This is a genomic window from Paenibacillus alkalitolerans (assembly GCF_016482785.1).
GTDB classification, from domain to species: domain Bacteria; phylum Bacillota; class Bacilli; order Paenibacillales; family YIM-B00363; genus Paenibacillus_AE; species Paenibacillus_AE alkalitolerans.
Genome location: NZ_JAEMXM010000001.1, coordinates 798,186 through 813,554, shown reverse-complemented (window position 1 = coordinate 813,554; position 15,369 = coordinate 798,186). Strand labels below are relative to the sequence as shown.

Here is a 15,369-nt window from a genome sequence, read left to right as displayed (position 1 = left end):
ACCACTTGCTGAAATACCAAGGATTGGCGTCGAAGACACCATCGAGCGAGATTCATTCAAATGCAACGATTTTTCGCGCATTCGGCCAGAAGACATCGGATCAATCTCGAAAATAAAAGTAATTTCGAAAAACCCGCGCATCAATTTGCCGGATCAGAACGTTATCCCCCGGCCAAGCGGAGGAGATTGACCGGGTGTACCGCGACTACCTACATTTGCACGATGACGAATTTGTCCGCTCATACTTGAAGGAATGGCTGAACGGATAAAGAATTTGAATATATAAAAAGGAGATGATGCCTACATGGAAATTCGAATGCTGAGTGATAAAGAGATGGAAGAGGCGGCGAAGCTGTCCGACCGGACGTTCCGAGACGCGGAACAAACGTCGATGGCCGTTGCTTTTCCCTACATATTTTCCGGTGGGGTGAAGCACTTGTCTTTCGGAGCGTTCGATCAAGGCAAGCTGGCTTCCTTCTTCGGGTTGGTCCCTTGGACGGTTTGCGTAGGAGAAGCCCGACTTAGGGCGTTCTCCATCGGCTCGGTATGCACCGATCCCGCGTACCGGGGGCACGGGATCGCTTCTCAGGTGCTGGAGGAGATTTTTGCATACCTGAATCGTACGGAGGCATCGCTGTTGTTTGTATCGGGAACGCGCTCCTTATACACGAGAGTGGATTGCTGCCGGTTCGGCCGTGTCAGAAAGTACACGGTCGACGGCCAAGCCGCGGCAGCGTTATCGGCGGAGCACGCTTCCGCCGATGCCGTCACGGTTAGGGAGGCTGATGTATCCGACATCTTCGCATTGCATGAACTATCCCACTCGCAAAATGTTCGCTTCGAATCGGACGTGAACGGTTTGGCGGCACTCATCAAGGCGGAAGCAGTGGCCGGCATCGAGAAAGCAAGGCAAAAGGTGTTCGTCGCAGAGACGGCGGAAGGCGGTGTGCAAGCTTTTGCCGTCGTAGGAGCGAAAGATCAACGTGCCGTCGTATACGAATGGGCGGGCAAAGCTGAACTGGTTGCGGGTCTAGCCGGGAAATGCCACTCGCTGCTCGGCGGAACGGACACGCTTGTAATGCGCGTCGGTTGGCATGAAACGGCGATCCATCAGCTCATGAGCGGCGTCGGATATGAAGAGGAAGACAATGAAGGGACGGTTAAGATCGTAAACATGGATGCATTGCTGAAACAGCTGAAGCCATGGCTCTCGGCGGAGAACGCAACCGTACCCGTTGCCGACATTGCAAAGAGCCTCACGCCCGAACAGCTCGTTGCGTTCATATTTGACCGGGCATCCGGCGGCGTCGAGCTGCCCGAGCAAGCACGCAACAACTGGAAGCCCGTCCCGCTGCCGTTCACCGGAGGGGTATTCTTCATATAGCGGCAAGTCAGCTGAAGTATGACCCTCGCGGGTCTTTTTTTCTATGTAAACGATTTATAAAAGAAGGAATATTAACCCTTCAGGCGAATGGATAAATTTGTATTAGACTTTCATTCGCCTAGTACGCCTAAATAAACTCAAGGAGGAGAATTAATGAGGAGAAAGAAACCGTTGATTGCTGCTATTACAGCGCTTGGTTGTCTGGCGCTCTCATCTGCGGGATGGGCGGCCGAATCGGTCCAAACGGTCAAATCGGACATGAAGCTGGTGATTAACGGGAAAGAAGTTGTCATGGAAAGCAGTTTGGTGAGTCATCATCTATATGCTCCATATGAAATTGTCGCTGAGCAGCTGAGTGCGGAAGCGAAATGGAACGAGGAAGCCAAGTCGCTATCATTGAGCAGAGAAGGCGTAACCATTGAACTGACCGAGGGAGCAAATAATAACAAGGCCGGCAACATGGAAGAGCCATCAACCGCACCGCTGTATATTGCAGATGGCGCTGTGATGGTACCTGTCCGCGCAGTTTTCGAAATATTCGAATATAAGGTCGTATATGACGAGCAGACCCGCTCGGTCAGCTTGATGTCGAAACCGGAAGAGAAAGAGAAAGATAAGGGCGTGAACAAACCGCAGGTTACCATCTTGAAGGACTTGGACCCGGAGAAGGCAACGGGGCTTCGAATCGAGGGCATCATTGCGGATGAGAAAAACCGGGTGTTTACCGTTGAAATGGATTCGAAAAAGCTTTACCGGATTTCTGCCGACAGCGGGGAGACGGACGTGCTTACCGAGCTTCCTCGTACGGGAACAGGCATGGCATTCGATAAAGACGGAAACTTGTACATCGCAAGCGGGGGAGAAGAAGGTCTAATTTATAAAATCGATGCTCAGGATCTCGAAGGCGAACCGTTCGATACTTCCAAGATAGAAACATATATAAGCGGAGTAAAAGGTGCCAACGGACTGGCTTTCGACGACAAAGGCAATCTGTATGTCACCGGCGGGGCTACCGGAAATATCTATAAGGTGACTCCGGGTGGAGAACTGAGCACCTACGAGAGCGGAATCACTCCGGAAAGGCAGGAACAGCTGATCGTCGTCAATGGGATTGCCTTCGGACAAGACGGTAATCTGTATGTGAGCAATACCAGCTCCGGCGAAGTGAACCGCTTCACGGTGGAAGAGGACGGTTCGCTCGGCGCTCCGGAACAGCTGGCGAAAAGTCCGCTGTTATATGGAGCGGACGGCCTTAACTTCGGGCCGGACGGCGCAATATATGTAGCGGCCAACGAGCGTAATGCGATTGTGCGCGTTACTCTCGACGGGAAAGTAAAGGAAATCGCGCGTAACGATAATGAAGGACCGCTTGAGTTTCCGGCGAGCCTCTATTTTGTCGGAAATATGCTGTACATCAGCAACTTCGATCTGCCGCGCGGCGACAACGCACCGAACGAGCCTGGAATCGGAGCGTCGATTGCAACAATCGATTTCGGTTCTATGAAATAGATTCAGAAATAATAGCATTCCGGCAAATGAGCTCATCAAGTATGGGCTCTTTTTTCACGAATAATATAGTTATATATTCCTACTAATCGGGATTAATAGGTATAAAGTCCATGCCCTAAAATGGGCTGCACCGGGGATATACGATTCAGTACCAATGTTGCACAATGGAAATGACATCTTAGAGAAGGGAAGAAAATGATGTACAATTTCAAAACGAAAGTCATGGGCGCAGTCGTTACTTCCGCATTGTCTCTCGCCGCATTTGCCTCTACCGCTCTGGCATCCTCTTATGCCGTGCAGGAGGGGGATACGTTTTGGAAGATTTCACAAGCAACCAAGGTTTCCGTAACCGATCTCCAAAATGCGAACCCCGACGTAAATCCACTTAATCTTTATAAAGGTCTTGTCATTCAAATTCCCGAACGGAAGTATACGGTACAGGACGGGGATACGATGTGGATCATCTCGAAGAAGTTCGGCATTTCATTGGACAGTCTCCTCAAAGCAAACCCGGCCGTCAATCCGCTTAACGTGTATACCGGAATAATCATTAATATTCCTTCGTCGGCACCTGTCTCGCAGCCTGCCGTACCGTCCGTCGTGCAAAAGCCGGCCGGCGTCGTGGAAGGCGTCTTTCCGTTGGCGAAAGGATCGTACAAGCCGTTCGACGACGACTATGGCGTTGTGAGAGATTTCAGCACGAACAATGTAATAAGATCGCACGAAGGCGTCGATATCGAGGCTCCGATCGGAACTCCCGTATACAGCATAACCGACGGCACCATAATCAATTACGGCTGGAATACATACGGCGGTTGGAGAATTACGATCCGTACTGCCGAAGATCAAACCACGGTTTTGTATTATGCGCATTTAAGCAAGTACGCCGCAGGCTTGGGCACAGGAGCTCAAGTGAAGAAAGGGCAATTAATCGGGTATGTAGGCAATACCGGTTACGGCCCGGAAGGCACGAGCGGGGCATTCGTACCGCATCTGCACATCGGCATGTATAAGACGACTCCGGAATGGCATGCTGTCAACCCTTATAGCGCATTGGTGTATTGGCAAAGCTACGGAATCGTGCATTGACATCCTCCCCCACCTTGCAAGAGGTGGGGGATTCCTCTAGTGACTCCCAAGTCCGCATTTGCGAGTTCGTACCAAAGGATGGTTACCGTTACCTCGGTTCAGTTCCGTCCAAGCTGACTGATCGCATGTGACGGATAGAACGTCTTCGGCCAGGTGTACAGCACAGTCAGGTGCCTTATGTAAGGTATCTAGCCCTACACAGCGGCGCAAGCCGCAGTTTGGTCATTACTTCCGATGGATGATCTTTTGGATATCGTGAATGATGCGTTCACATCCGCATGATCTTTATATCCGCAAGAGCATGTGTAGTTCGCTTTTCTCCGGTTTGACTTGTTGATTCGCCCGCACTTGGAGCATTCCTGCGAAGTCTTGAACGGACTGACTTTTTCCACTCTTAGCTCGGCTAATCGTGACTTGTATGTCAGCTTCTTCTCCAGGTCATAGAACGCCCAACTATTGATATTGCGATCCGCGCGCTTCCAATATTTCTTCATTGACCGGATATTGCTCAAATCTTCCAGATTTATGATCGAAGCCCCGCATTCGATGCCAAACTTCACTATCTTCTTCGATATCACATGATTCCAATACCGGATGACACGTTGTTCTTTATCCTCCAGTCGTTTCAGCGCTTTCATATTCTTAGCCTTCATGAACGTCCTTCTCAAACGCGAGTAGGTTCGGCGAATATGGCCGATCTGTCTGCCGTTAAACGTCATATACTTCCCGCTTTCCGCATCTCCGGCAACCGCTATAAGCCGAAGGCCGCGATCGACTCCAATCGCTTTAGAGGTTTTGGAACTTGCATTCGTTTCAAAAGAGATGGCAAAAGAAAAATACCATTTGCCCTTCTTCTCGAATAGTTGAGCGTTTCCTTTCTTAGGGACGGATACCCCCTCAAAGGAAGATTGGCAGTATTTGCTCTGCGGGTCCATCTTTCCCGTAAGCAAGTAGTTCACCCAAAAGAGCGTATACGCATTCACCTGCAACGGGACATACTTTTCGATGGTTAGATTCCCGTCTTCAAGGGTAGGCAACCCCACATTCAAATGCCCCTTGTCGAATCGGAGCCGCCAATTCTGATTATTGAACAATATCGAAATCTTTTCGCGAAATAACGGAAATCCCTTAGTCTTTGCGTTCTTCTTCCAATCATTGAATCGGCTTACTGCCAGCTTTCTTGCTTCTTGATGAAGAGTAGAAGGTAACGGGATAGAATGGATATGCCGATCAAGCTCCGATGCTTTTACCGTCGGATGTTCCTTCTTGTAGGCAAGCACCTGATTGCAAGCTCTAGAGAAGTTTGACCGCATTTTCTTGTACATTTCGATTTTTATGTTAGTTGGTTCATACAAAGGCAACTTAATCGTGATCGTATTCATTTCCCCACCCCCATAAAACCATTATATACGAACAAATGTTCCATATCCACCACTTTATCCCATACCAATAGGATTGTCGGACAAAAAAGGAGGACATCTGCCCTCCATTGTCCGAAGCCGATTCATCCCTCCCTACTTCATTGAGGAAGGGGTCTTCTCGGCTATTATGATAAAGTCAAAAGCTTGGCGGGAACAGCTCCTGCCAAGCTTTTGTATTTGCAATTGCGTCAGCCGATAAGAATTTTTTCTTCCGGATAGCGGAAATGTGGCTGTGGTTGATTTTTCGCTATTGCGAAGGCGATCGTCAGGGGACCTAGCCGGCCCACAAACATTAATATAATTATGACGATTTTTCCGAACGGACTTAATTCCGGAGTTGCGCCCAAACTTAAACCGACCGTTCCGAAGGCCGACACCGCTTCGAAAGCCAGCATCATCAAAGGAAGGCTTTTTTCGGACATTTCCAATAAAAACACGCCGCCAAACACTACAATTACACCAATCATGAAAATGGACAGTGCCCGAAACACCAAATCGTTCGGAATTCTTTTCTTCCAAACGTTGATGTCCTCTTTCCGGGCGATAAAACTCCACACAACCAAAATCAAGAGCAAGAAAGTCGTTATTTTGATTCCGCCGGCTGTTCCTCCGGTAGACCCTCCGATAAACATTAACGCCATCGTAAGGAGAATGGAGCCGTTGCCCATTTGCGTTACATCCAACGTATTGAAACCGGCGGTTCTCGGTGTTGTCGCATGAAAGAAGGACGCGATTATTTTGTCTATGAAGGACAATTGTCCTATCGTATTGGGATTGTTGTATTCAATATTGAAGATTATAAGAGTAACTGCGAGATTCAGCACGAATGTAGCGGCAAGCACCAATTTTGTATGTAGAGACAATCTTCTGAAACTTTTCTTCGCTGCGACATCCATGATTACCGTAAATCCGAGACCGCCTAATATGAATAAAGCAGCGATAATGATATTTATTGCGGGGTTCGCCACCCATTTCATTAAACTGTCCGCTTCCAATCCGAATCCTGCGTTGTTGAAAGCGGATATCGAATGAAACACACCGTAATACAGCGCTTTCGGCCAACCCATCTCGCCCGACCAAACAACAGCTAATAAGACCGCCCCCGCGGCTTCGATTATAAAGGTTGCAAGAATGATGATTTTAACCAGCCTTACCAACCCTGATAACGAGAATTGATTCGTTGCGCTTTGAACGAGCAATCGGTCGGACAAGCCGATTTTCTTGCCTAACAGAACGGCGATCATGATTCCGAATGTCATAAACCCTAACCCGCCGATTGAAATCAGCATCAGCAGTACGACTTGTCCAAAAACTGTGAATGCCGAACCGGTATCGACAACGACCAATCCGGTGACGCAAACGGCGGATGTCGCTTCAAATAAAGCGTCAATGAAAGAAAGCCGGTATCCGGGGTGCGTCGATACCGGCAGCATAAGCAGCAAAGTGCCCGTCAGGATTATGATCAAAAAGCCGAGCGCTAATGTTCGTGGGGGACTTAATCTGATTTGATTCCATTTTCTCAAAATTTATCACCTGACTCGGTTCTATAATTTCTGCTTTCGTTACTCACGAACACTTTGCGGCTCGCTCCATGGATCTTGCCCCTTTCCGGGATTTTCCTCTGTGTTTTTATGGTTCCTATATTTAGAGCCTGTTATCCAAGCCCTGTCTTAAATGATTTTATGGTAAAAAACCGTGCCGTCCAATTCTCCGTTCGCAGACTTCGCATAATTCGGAATGCGACCGGATTCGATATATCCAATGGATGTATACAGGATGTTGGAAGGATCTCCTTCACGCGTATCAAGAACTAGCAGCGACCTGCCTTCATGTTTCGCTCTTTCTTCGGCGTGCAGCATGAGGGAGTGTGCAATTCCTTTCCTTCTGAGATCGGGATGTGTCATTAATTTTGCGATCTCCGCTCTATGGAGTCCGTTTGGTTTCGTGCACAGGTGAAGTTGGACGCTTCCGGCTATTATACCATTCCATTCGGCGACCCATAAAATCACGCCGGGCGATAATACGTTTCTCCAGTAATGTTCCGCTTCCGGGAGCTCCAGAGGAGGCAGGAAACCGATGGACGCGCCGTCGTGCACAACGTCGATGAGCAGCTTCGAAAGCTCGCCGAAGTATCCTTCAACGGATGTGAGCTCTACAATTTTCAGTTCGTTCGCCAAATGTGTCACCCTATCGTGTTTTTTCCTTATTATACATGCTCTCTTGGATTTTTTGCCAGAATAACCGGATGCGGTTTTGGATCGACCGATTTTTGCAAGTATCTGGGCTCGCGATATGGTATTATCTAATATGTTGATCGGATGAAAGGATACCATTGGAGGCCGAAGAAGCGTATGAAACTCGGAATCAGCAGTTATAGCTTGTATGGAGCGATAGCAAGCGGAAAGATGACGATTGCGGACGCGATTCAGTGGATTGCGGATAACGGAGGGGAGCATATCGAGATTGTGCCGCTCGGCTTCGATTTGGAGAAAACGCCGGAGCTGATCGATACGATCCGCCGGAAGGCCGAGGAAGCCGGCATTGAGATTAGCAATTATGCCGTCGGGGGCAACTTCGTGACCGATACGGAAGAAGCTTATGAGGAAGAAGTGCGGAAAGTGATTCGCCAAGTCGATATCGCCGCGCGCCTAGGTGTGAAATTGATGCGTCACGACGTTGCGTCGAGGCCGATGGACCAGATCGGTATCGACAGGTTCGAGCGCGATTTGGACCGGATGGCGGAAGCGTGCCGGAGAGTGGCGGATCATGCGGCGCAGTACGGCATCACGACGAGTGTGGAAAATCACGGCTATTACGTTCAAGCGAGCGACCGGGTGCTTCGTCTCGTGCAAGCGGTGGATCGGCCGAATTATAAAACAACGCTGGATGTCGGCAATTTCATGTGCGCGGACGAGAACTCCGTGTCGGCCGTGAAGAAGAACATCCTATTCGCCTCGATGGTGCATCTTAAGGATTTCTATTTGCGGCCATCGTACCGCAATCCGGGGGACGGCTGGTTCCGGACGGCATCGGGCAATTATTTGCGCGGCGCGATCGTCGGACAGGGCGACATCGATATGCCGGAAGTGATTCGCGTCATCAAGCAATCCGGGTATGACGGTTACATATCGATCGAATTTGAAGGAATGGAAGATTGCCTGAGAGGAACGAAGATCGGATTCGACAACGCGCGCCGGCTTTGGGATGAGGTTTGAATGTTATCTTAACGTTATTCTTTCATATAACAAAATTCAAGTTTCGCAAAGTTTCTCTTTTGTTAGTGACGATTTGTTAGGTCATTTCATTTATAATATGAATTATTACTGTTCTGACTACCAAGGAGGATATAATGACCGAAGCAAAGTTGAAACTGCGGCAATGGAAATTTAAAGCTTGCGACGAACATGAGTGGCTGCCTGCGAAGGTTCCGGGTTGCGTTCATACCGACCTTCTGCGCAACGTCAAGATTTCACACCCATTCTACGGCACGAACGAACGCGGACTTCAATGGATAGACAAACAAGATTGGGAATATGAATCCGTGTTTGACGTAGATGAGCAAACATTTAGCCAATCAAATGTGGAAATTGTTTTTGACGGTTTGGACACATATGCCGATGTATATCTTAACGGACATCATGTGTTGTCCGCCGACAACATGTTCCGCACATGGAAAGCCGACGTGAAAGATAAGCTGCAGCGGCGAAACAACACGTTAAAAGTACGCTTCCGCTCGCCGATCCAAGAAGATTTGCCGAAGCTGGAAAAGTTGGATTATGCTCTTCCCGCCTCGAACGATCAATCGGAGACGGGCGGACTCGGCGACAAAAGGGTGAGCATCTTCGCCAGAAAGGCGCCTTACCATTACGGTTGGGACTGGGGACCGAGATTCGTAACGAGCGGCATATGGAGGGAAGCGCGGCTGGAAGGCTGGTCCGGTGTTCGCATCACGGATGTGTACATCCATCAGAAGAGCGTGACGAAGCAGTCCGCACAACTGACCGCCGTGATCGAAATTGAAGCAGATAACGGTTGGGAAGGACTTCTCCGTTTATCGACGGACGGCCGGCAATGGGAGAAGAAAGTGCGGCTCGCGGCCGGAACAAACAAAATCGAGCTTGATGCGGAGATCGAGCAGCCGAAGCTGTGGTGGAGCAGAGGGCTCGGCGAGCAGCATCTGTATGAATTCACTGCCTCGCTAAGAGTCGGCAACGAAACGGCAGCGCAAAAATCCGTTAAAACCGGCCTTCGATCGATCAAGCTTGTCAGAGAGAAGGACGAGCACGGCACATCGTTCTATTTCGAGCTGAACGGTATTCCGGTATTCGCCAAAGGCGCGAACCATATACCGAACGACAGCTTTGTTACCGAAGTCACGTATGAACGGTATCGGCACGAAATCGAAAGCGCGGTACGCTCAAACATGAACATGCTCCGCATATGGGGCGGCGGCATTTACGAGAATAAAGAGTTTTACGAGCTGTGCGACGAATATGGAATTCTCGTATGGCAGGATTTCATGTTTGCCTGCAGCATGTACCCGGGAGACGAACACTTCTTGGAAAATGTCCGCATCGAAGCGGAAGAGAACGTAAAGAGGCTTAGAAATCATCCCTGCATCGCGCTGTGGTGCGGCAACAACGAGATCGACACCGCTTGGTCGCACTATAACGAAGAGGCCGGCTGGGGATGGAAGAAGCAGTATACGCCGGAACAACGCGAGAAAATTTGGGCCGACTACGAGGCGATCTTCCACCGGATTCTACCGGATGCCGTAAGCAAGAACGATCCGACCGCGGACTATTGGCCGTCTTCGCCGATGCAGGCGTTGACGGGCGACATCAATCAGCATGCCGGCAACCAAACGACGAGCGGCGATATCCACTATTGGGGTGTCTGGCATGCGGTGGAACCTTTTGAAAATTACAATATTTACTTAGGCCGCTTCATGAGCGAGTACGGCTTCCAATCGTTCCCGGAAGAGAAGACGGTCCGCTCGTATGCGGAACAATCCGAGATGGAGCTGTTGTCCGAAGTGATGCTTTGCCATCAGCGCCATCCATCGGGCAACCGCTTGATCAAAAAATATATGGACATGTATTTGAAGGAACCGAAAGATTTCCCGTCGTTCCTGTACATGAGCCAGGTGCTTCAGGCGGAAGCGATGAAGACGGCTATTGAAGCGCACCGCCGGAGAAAGCCGTTCTGCATGGGGACGCTGTATTGGCAAATGAACGATTGCTGGCCGGTAGCTTCCTGGTCCAGCATGGACTATTACGGCAGATGGAAGGCGATTCAATATTACGCCAAAGCTAGTTTCCGCGATGTAATGGTATCATTCGACGGAACGAACGAAGGGCGTATCGACATTCATATCGTTTCGGACTCGCTTGCGCCGGTCGACGGAAAGCTCCATCTAAAGCTGTTTGATTTCAAAGGATCGCTGCTGCAAGAACAAACGTATACGGTGCAAATCAAGGCAAATACGGCGGAGAAGGTTGTATCTCTGCAAACCGAACAGCTGCTTGACGGCTGCGACCCGAATTCCGTCGTGCTGCTCGCGCTGTTGGAACAAGCGGGTGAAATAGTGGAAAGCAAGGAACATTATTTTGTTTCGTCCAAGGATATAAAGCTCCTCACACCTGCTATTACCGTCTCGGAAGAAGCGGGAAGCGACAGCACAAGGTTTACGCTTGAAACGGACGTTCTCGCGAAGCAGGTGTGGATTTCGGCGGAGGTTGAAGGAATTTTTACGGACAATTACTTCGATCTTATACCGGGCATACCGAAAACAGTTCAGTTTTTATCCAGGCAAGACGGCGGCAATGCCGGATTCGTTCCGTCATCTCCCGGAAAGCTGACAGTTCGCTCAATGGCTGATTTTGTTGTCTAAGCAGTATGTGAAATACCGAAAAACGGTCTTCTCGCATCGCAAATGCGGGGAGGCCGTTTTTTGCTGATGCGTAATTTTGAGCAAGTAAATATGGGTATTCGGATTTTATGGTGGAAATTAGCCCGTTGACGTTATTAAATAAAATCGGATTATGTGGTGTGATTAAAATTCCCATTTGTTGCAAACTGAGGTTAGCTGTCGGTTTGCAACATTTTTTTACTTGACTTTCCACTTGTATGGAAGGTTTATAATTCGAGAACAGAGAGGAGTGAATCCCATGTTTAAAATCAGCGAGTTCTCAAAGTTAAGCCAAGTTCCCGCTAAAACATTACGGTTTTATGATCAACTTGAACTTCTAAAACCTGCCTACACGGATCAACAAAGCGGTTACCGTTACTACAAGAGCGAACAATTGCTTGATCTGCATCGAATTCTGGCGTTTAAGGATCTTGGTTTTACACTTGAACAAATCAAACAGCTTCTGAATGATAACGTATCTACAGCGGAAATTCGCGGAATGTTTCGACTTAAGCAGGCGGATCTGCACTCGCTGATTCAGTCGGAAATGGAGCGTTTAAGGCGTATTGAGGTCAGACTAGAGCAAATTGAACGGCAAAGTGATGGTCTTTCTCATTATGAGGTTGTGGTTAAGAAGGTCGAGCCCTTAAGGGTTGCAACGCTTAAAGAGACCACGGATAGAGCAAGTATTCCTGGGTTATTCGAAGAAATCGACGAATATTTAAAATGGAATGGAATACCGCTGCCTGTTACCCATATGGTGATGTGGCATGGTTGTCCGGAGTGTGAAAGCAGCATCGATCTGGAAATAGCTTGCCCAATCCCGCGCAAGCTTCAGGACACGGCTCGCTTTCAGACGAAGGTGTTGCCGGAAATGATCGTTGCGACGGTGACCCATATGAGCCGTCCAGATGTGGATACGCCAGTGAGCATCGATCTAGGATCCTGGATTGAGGAGAACGGCTACCGGATCAGCCCGGAAATGCCGAGCAGGGAAGTTTATTTATCACCTCAAGAAAGCAACAAATTGCGGTATGTGACCGAGAGTCAGATGCCCATTTGGGGAGCAGGGTTCATGCAATGAACCGTATGCCAATTGCGCTCTGGGCGTTAACTCTTGCCTCATTTGGAATCGGCACGACCGAATTAGTACCTATGGGGCTTTTGCCTACGATTGCCGAAGACTTGGAAGTATCACTTTTTGCAGCGGGTCTTTTAATTACAGGATATGCACTAGGAGTTGTAATAGGCGTTCCGTTCGTATCGATTATCTTCTCGAGAATCTCTCGAAAAAACTTGCTTTTATTGCTTGTTGGGGGATTTGCAATCGGAAATCTTCTTTGCGCATGGGCACCGAATTATACTTTTTTGATGATCGCTAGGATTATTTGTGCATTTATGCATGGAACATTTTTTGGAGAAAGCTATGTCGTTGCAGCCAAACTAGCTCCTCCAGATAAACAGACAAGTGCACTTGCTTTAGTGGCTTTGGGTTTGACTTTGTCTACCGTATTGGGTGCGCCTTTAGGCACCTATCTCGGTCTTGTTTACGACTGGCGAATGCCGTTTTACGTGATTGCAGGGATTGGGACTATTGCTTTCGTGGCGATCGCGTTACTGGTTCCCTCGATGAAACAAGAACAAGTGGCATCTCTACGGAAACAAGTCGGTGTGCTGCGTCGCCCCCAAGTATTATTGGCGCTTATGATGACCGTTTTTGGTATTGGCGGAGTTTTTACTGTTCTAACTTATATTACTCCTATGCTGGAGCAAATCACGGGAGTCGATTCCCATGATGTTTCTGCAATCTTGCTCATCTACGGGATCGGTACTTTAGTTGGTAACATTGTGGGAGCAAAGCTGGCTGATCGCTGGTTGATGCCCACATTACTCGGAGCCTTAATTGTACTGGCAGTGGTTTTGACCAGTTTAACCTTTACCGTCCACAATCCGATAGCGACAATCATCACGATCTTTATCTGGGGGGTTTCAGCGTTTGCTTCTATTCCTCCATTGCAAATGCACATTTTAGAAAAAGCTTCCGATGCGCCCCAATTTGCCTCAGGGTTGAATGTGGCTGCTTTTAACATGGGGAATGCGCTTGGGGCATTTTTAGGCGGGATCGTGATAGAGAACCCTTCACTCAATTTAAGTGCATTGCCTTTGGTAGCTGCCTTGGTAACTTTTGTAGGCGTATTTTTAACTTTTGTCAGTCTAAGAATCGATAAAAAAACTTTAATTATCGTAGAAAAAAGGAGCGTTTGATATGACAAATCCGTTGGAAAAGCAGATGATTGCAGAGTTTAATGTTCCCGTTGAAATGAGAGATGGGATCGTGTTGCGTGCTAATATTTATCGGCCCAATCAGGAAGGAAAGTGGCCCGTTCTACTCAATCGCCATCCTTATAATAAAGATGTTCCCCCCATTTCTTTTGGATTATACGATATTTCTCGTGCAGTTCGGCAGGGATATGTGGTCATCGTTCAAGATACAAGGGGAAGATCCGCTTCTGAAGGTGAATGGGAGCTTATCTCTACCAGTATACAAGAAGCTTCTGATACCTTTGAGACCATCCACTGGGCGAGCAAACTACCCTTTAGCAATGGTGAAGTCGGTTTGTTTGGTGAATCTTATTCCGCATTCGTACAGTGGGCAGGCATGCTGCAGAATCCACGAGAGCTCAAAGCAGCTACTCCTTCATTTTCTTGGAGCGATCCCTTTGACGGATTAATGTATCGGGGAGGAGCGCTTGAACTCGGTTTTTTGTCCTATTGGCAATTAGGAATGTATCTGGACACGCTCTCAAGACTTTATTCGGATGAGCAAGAACGAGCTATTGCTTTGGCGCAGTTAATTTCAGATATTGATCAACTAAAAACGGAGATTAAAGCACTGCCATTGAAAAATTTTGCGCCTTTTGCCCGAAATAAAGTGGCTCCCTTAATTCTTGAACATTTTGAGCGCGGCATGGATCAAGATTATTTGGATGCATTATCGTTGAAGGGGAAATATGACAAGTTAACGGTTCCTACACTTAACATTGCAGGTTGGTACGATATATTCTTGCAAGGAACCATTGAAAACTTTTTGCAAATGCGTAACAAAGGCGGTAGTCCGGAAGCTCGGCAGAGCAAATTAGTCATCGGGCCATGGATGCATTTGGATCACAGTCATCAAGCTGGCGAAATAAATTTTGGATTGGCTGCAAACTCCGCTGTCGTGGATTTGGTCGGACTCAAATTGCGATGGTTTGATCATTTCTTAAAAGGAAAGGACATCGGTATCATCAGTGAAGCACCGATCAAGCTATTGTGATGGGCGAGAATGTTTGGCGCGATGAATATGAATGGCCGCTTGCTCGGACAAATTTCACTCCGTACTACTTGCATAGCCAAGGACATGCCAATACGCTTCAAGGCGATGGAGTGCTTAGTACAATCATACCAGATCAAGAGGAAGCCGATCATTATACGTACGATCCCTTGAATCCAGTCATAACTAAAGGCGGAGCGATCATGATGCCTCCTGATTTTAACAGCGGTGCATTCGATCAGAGAGAGATTGAATCACGCGATGATGTATTAGTTTATACAACTCCCGTATTAGAAGAAGACGTAGAAGTGACAGGACCGATTAAAGTGAAACTGTGGGCAAGTTCAAGTACGTTAGATACAGACTTTGTCGCGCGATTGGTAGATGTTCATCCCGATGGGTATGCACAAAATCTAACCGATGGAATTATACGTGCCCGCTATCGGAATGCTGCTAAAGGAGAAGCTCCGAGCTTAATCGAGCCTGGAAAAGCTTATTTATTTGAAATCGATTTATGGTCAACAAGCAATTTATTCAAAAAAGGACATATGATCCGCTTGGATATAACGAGCAGTAATTTCCCGCGTTGGGACCGAAATCCAAACACTGGCAGAAATTTCGGTGAGGATCAGGCTGAGGATGTTGTGATCGCTCGGCAAACCATCTTTCATGATGAAGAACATCCTTCTTCAATTATTCTGCCGATCATACCAAAAAGCTAATGTACTGTCCGTACGATTGA

At 48.1% G+C, this 15,369-nt stretch carries 12 protein-coding genes and 1 pseudogene; 10 read left to right on the top strand and 3 right to left on the bottom strand.

The annotated features are described in order from the left end of the window. Positions 1–158: 158 nt before the first annotated feature. From JET16_RS31040 to JET16_RS03405, 4 genes and pseudogenes are all read left to right on the top strand, one after another. A pseudogene (locus tag JET16_RS31040) lies at positions 159–269 on the top strand (dihydrodipicolinate synthase family protein); the annotation flags it as partial. 35 nt (positions 270–304) lie between these two features. Beyond that, positions 305–1,384, top strand: coding sequence for a GNAT family N-acetyltransferase (locus tag JET16_RS03415; RefSeq protein ID WP_199614165.1), 1,080 nt, complete (start codon positions 305–307; stop codon positions 1,382–1,384). Between the two features lie 153 nt (positions 1,385–1,537). Then, the gene (locus JET16_RS03410; RefSeq protein ID WP_199614164.1) at positions 1,538–2,893 is read left to right on the top strand and encodes an SMP-30/gluconolactonase/LRE family protein; all 1,356 of its coding nucleotides are present in this window, start codon (positions 1,538–1,540) and stop codon (positions 2,891–2,893) included. 195 nt (positions 2,894–3,088) lie between these two features. Then, positions 3,089–3,982 (top strand): M23 family metallopeptidase, encoded by an 894-nt coding sequence (locus JET16_RS03405; protein WP_199614163.1) that lies wholly within the window; start codon positions 3,089–3,091, stop codon positions 3,980–3,982. A gap of 194 nt (positions 3,983–4,176) precedes the next feature. Here JET16_RS03405 and JET16_RS03400 read toward each other — a convergent pair whose 3' ends face one another. The 3 genes from JET16_RS03400 to JET16_RS03390 all read right to left on the bottom strand — a co-directional run bounded on the left by JET16_RS03400 (position 4,177) and on the right by JET16_RS03390 (position 7,580). After that, positions 4,177–5,364: an RNA-guided endonuclease InsQ/TnpB family protein gene (locus JET16_RS03400; protein ID WP_199614162.1), complete on the bottom strand. Its 1,188-nt coding sequence runs from the start codon at positions 5,362–5,364 to the stop codon at positions 4,177–4,179. Between the two features lie 227 nt (positions 5,365–5,591). Next, positions 5,592–6,929 carry a TrkH family potassium uptake protein gene (locus JET16_RS03395; RefSeq protein WP_456093977.1) on the bottom strand — a complete coding sequence of 446 codons (1,338 nt, stop codon included), beginning with the start codon at positions 6,927–6,929 and terminating at the stop codon, positions 5,592–5,594. Between the two features lie 144 nt (positions 6,930–7,073). Continuing rightward, complete coding sequence (locus JET16_RS03390; RefSeq protein WP_233530958.1) at positions 7,074–7,580, bottom strand: GNAT family N-acetyltransferase; 507 nt, start codon at positions 7,578–7,580, stop codon at positions 7,074–7,076. 174 nt (positions 7,581–7,754) lie between these two features. Between JET16_RS03390 and JET16_RS03385 the strand changes: the two genes are divergently transcribed. The 6 genes from JET16_RS03385 (at position 7,755) to JET16_RS30475 (ending at position 15,349) form a co-directional block, all read left to right on the top strand. After that, positions 7,755–8,618 (top strand): sugar phosphate isomerase/epimerase family protein, encoded by an 864-nt coding sequence (locus JET16_RS03385; protein ID WP_199614160.1) that lies wholly within the window; start codon positions 7,755–7,757, stop codon positions 8,616–8,618. Positions 8,619–8,752: 134 nt separating this feature from the next. After that, complete coding sequence (locus tag JET16_RS03380; protein WP_199614159.1) at positions 8,753–11,296, top strand: beta-mannosidase; 2,544 nt, start codon at positions 8,753–8,755, stop codon at positions 11,294–11,296. A gap of 277 nt (positions 11,297–11,573) precedes the next feature. Then, positions 11,574–12,398, top strand: coding sequence for a MerR family transcriptional regulator (locus JET16_RS03375; RefSeq protein WP_199614158.1), 825 nt, complete (start codon positions 11,574–11,576; stop codon positions 12,396–12,398). Further along, entirely contained in the window at positions 12,395–13,579 is a 1,185-nt protein-coding gene (locus tag JET16_RS03370; protein WP_199614157.1) for an MFS transporter, read from the top strand. Before JET16_RS03375 ends, JET16_RS03370 begins: the two co-directional genes overlap by 4 nt. 1 nt (position 13,580) lies before the next feature. Further along, on the top strand, positions 13,581–14,630 hold the full coding sequence (locus tag JET16_RS30480) for a CocE/NonD family hydrolase (RefSeq protein WP_199614156.1): 1,050 nt from the start codon (positions 13,581–13,583) through the stop codon (positions 14,628–14,630). Continuing rightward, positions 14,630–15,349 carry a CocE/NonD family hydrolase gene (locus JET16_RS30475; protein ID WP_267908653.1) on the top strand — a complete coding sequence of 240 codons (720 nt, stop codon included), beginning with the start codon at positions 14,630–14,632 and terminating at the stop codon, positions 15,347–15,349. Before JET16_RS30480 ends, JET16_RS30475 begins: the two co-directional genes overlap by 1 nt. Positions 15,350–15,369 lie beyond the last annotated feature (20 nt).

Bases quoted from the DNA above. Each gene is read 5' to 3' on its own strand.
- JET16_RS03385 (WP_199614160.1), top strand. From the start codon at position 7,755: ATGAAACTCGGAATCAGCAGTTATAGCTTGTATGGAGCGATAGCAAGC.
- JET16_RS03410 (WP_199614164.1), top strand. From the start codon at position 1,538: ATGAGGAGAAAGAAACCGTTGATTGCTGCTATTACAGCGCTTGGTTGT.
- JET16_RS30475 (WP_267908653.1), top strand. From the start codon at position 14,630: ATGGGCGAGAATGTTTGGCGCGATGAATATGAATGGCCGCTTGCTCGG.
- JET16_RS30480 (WP_199614156.1), top strand. From the start codon at position 13,581: ATGACAAATCCGTTGGAAAAGCAGATGATTGCAGAGTTTAATGTTCCC.
- JET16_RS03375 (WP_199614158.1), top strand. From the start codon at position 11,574: ATGTTTAAAATCAGCGAGTTCTCAAAGTTAAGCCAAGTTCCCGCTAAA.
- JET16_RS03400 (WP_199614162.1), bottom strand. From the start codon at position 5,364: ATGAATACGATCACGATTAAGTTGCCTTTGTATGAACCAACTAACATA.
- JET16_RS03370 (WP_199614157.1), top strand. From the start codon at position 12,395: ATGAACCGTATGCCAATTGCGCTCTGGGCGTTAACTCTTGCCTCATTT.
- JET16_RS03405 (WP_199614163.1), top strand. From the start codon at position 3,089: ATGATGTACAATTTCAAAACGAAAGTCATGGGCGCAGTCGTTACTTCC.
- JET16_RS03380 (WP_199614159.1), top strand. From the start codon at position 8,753: ATGACCGAAGCAAAGTTGAAACTGCGGCAATGGAAATTTAAAGCTTGC.
- JET16_RS03415 (WP_199614165.1), top strand. From the start codon at position 305: ATGGAAATTCGAATGCTGAGTGATAAAGAGATGGAAGAGGCGGCGAAG.